We start from the raw sequence: 1,878 nt of genomic DNA on the forward strand, positions 1-1,878 counted from the left end.
CCACTCGACCCGGTAGCGCAAAAACAGCTCCTTAGAGCCACGGTGGCACTCCAGCAGCTCCAGCTGGGGCGGGGATCCCTGCAGTTGCCAGCCCTCGATGCTAGCCGGGGCATCGGCATACCCACTCAGCAACACCGGCGCCAGGGTTACCCACAGCTCATCCAAGCTCCCTGCCTGCAAAAACGCCCCCAAAAGCCGCCCCCCGCCCAGCAACCCCACCCGTTCAATGCCCAAACTGCGCAGGCGGGCCAGCCGTGCCGGCAGATCCCAATCGGCAGCCACCCAGATATCTGCAAAGCCGGTGCGGTTCTCCCAAATCCGGGATCCCTGGGGAGTGGTCCACAGCCAACGGGTGAGGGGCTGCCGAAAAAACGGCAAATCCTCAGGAATATCCCCGCTGCCGGAGCAGATGATCGTCAGAGGCTGAGGAGAGAGGCCCTGCTGGAGTCGGCGTTGGATGAGCTCGGGATCCCGGAGGCGAAGGCTGGTGCCGTAGGCCCGCAGCGTGGCTGCCCCCATAATCAAAGCCTGTTGCCGGGCAGCTTGGTTTTCTAGGTGCCGATAGTCTTCGGCGCTGGCGAAGTGGGGCCTTTGCCCGCGGTGAGCTGCCAGCTTGCCATCCAGACTTTGGGCCAAGATGGCCACCACATGGGGACGAGCCGTTTTCAAAGGCAAATCGGGAGCAATCGGCCAGAATAGAGTTGACAGGGGTCACCCCCTTGCCGCTTTGGTTTTGGGGTCACCTACGCGGGACAAGGATGCTCGGGACATTCCAATCTTCCACCATCCGCATCGAAGTCGAGGCCAGTGCATCGACGATACAGCGCTGCTTGACCGAGGTGGAGTTGTTGCAGCAGTGGATCTGGCCACAGCAATTGCAGGGATCCCTGCCCGCCAGGCTGGAGCCGGGCAGCACCTTTGCCGTCCAATGGGGCCCCCTCTCGATCCTGCACCAAGTGGAAACCCTGCTGCCGGAACGGCTGCGCCTGCTGATGTGGGGCGGAGCCGATGGCTACTGTGATTGGCGGTGGGGGAACGGCTGGGTGCAGTTGCGGGTAGAAGCCGTTTCTCTCTTGCCCTTGGGCTTGGGACAATTGCTGATGCTGCGCCGGCTTCAGCAGTTTGCTCAGAGCCGGGAACAACGGCCTCTTGCAGCTTAAAGATGGACATTCCTGCAACATCCGTGGATCCCCGGCTTGACAAAATGCATCACAGTTGCACTCTCTTACCTTTCTAAGAATTTTCCGACATGATAGCTGTAGTTAAGCTTACTCCTCATGTCCGAGAGGCCCCATGAATCCGTTGACCAGCTCCAGCCCAGCCGCTATTGAGCGGGAAAAGTTCGAGATCCGCTTGGGGGAAGCCCTCAACAAAGCGGGGTTGCTCACCCCCGCCCAGTTGGCTCAGGCCATGTGGGAAAAGGCGGACAGCCCCCTGATGTTGGGGGAGCTGTGTATGCAGCACGGCTGGGTTGCCCCGCAAGATCTCTATCCTTTGATCCCGGTCGAGTTGGTGCGCATCGGCGAGATCCTGGTGCTGCACGGCTACCTGGAGCTGGAGCACGTGTATCAAGCTCTGCTTCAGCAAAAGCACCACCCCGAGCGCAAGTTGGGGGAGATCCTGGTGCAGCAGGGCTGGGTGCAACCCCACTGGTTGGAGTGGGCCCTCGACAAGCAGCAGCAGCTACGGCGACGGCGAGGAGCTGCCAACAGTTGGGAAGTGATGGTGGAGCAGTGGTCCACCATTCCGGATCAGCCTCCCCTCTACGCTTCGCCGCTGCAGGCGGCGCAGCAGGTTCACAAAGCTACCGCGCAATACAAAGCCCAACTGGAGCGCTACCAAGAGCAGGTTGCCGCCCTAAAGGCGCAACTGGAGCAG

The 1,878-nt window shown here is 61.2% G+C and carries 2 protein-coding genes and 1 pseudogene; 2 read left to right on the top strand and 1 reads right to left on the bottom strand.

Annotated features, from left to right (window positions below; genetic code table 11):
• Positions 1-669: RibD family protein (locus NW835_RS07935; RefSeq protein WP_414414989.1), on the bottom strand; the 669-nt coding region annotated here is incomplete at its 3' end.
• Positions 670-758: 89 nt separating this feature from the next.
• Here NW835_RS07935 and NW835_RS07940 point away from each other — a divergent pair.
• Both NW835_RS07940 and NW835_RS07945 read left to right on the top strand, forming a co-directional pair.
• Positions 759-1,160, top strand: a complete 402-nt coding sequence (locus tag NW835_RS07940; protein WP_414335052.1) for a hypothetical protein — start codon at positions 759-761, stop codon at positions 1,158-1,160.
• Positions 1,161-1,293: 133 nt separating this feature from the next.
• Positions 1,294-1,878 (top strand): annotated as a pseudogene (locus tag NW835_RS07945) (hypothetical protein); the annotation flags it as partial.

Origin of the sequence: Synechococcus sp. OH2 (assembly GCF_047462155.1) — a bacterium.
Classification (GTDB): Bacteria; Cyanobacteriota; Cyanobacteriia; order Thermostichales; family Thermostichaceae; genus Thermostichus.

Coding starts and splice junctions, on each gene's coding strand:
- NW835_RS07940 (WP_414335052.1), top strand. CDS start 759: ATGCTCGGGACATTCCAATCTTCCACCATCCGCATCGAAGTCGAGGCC.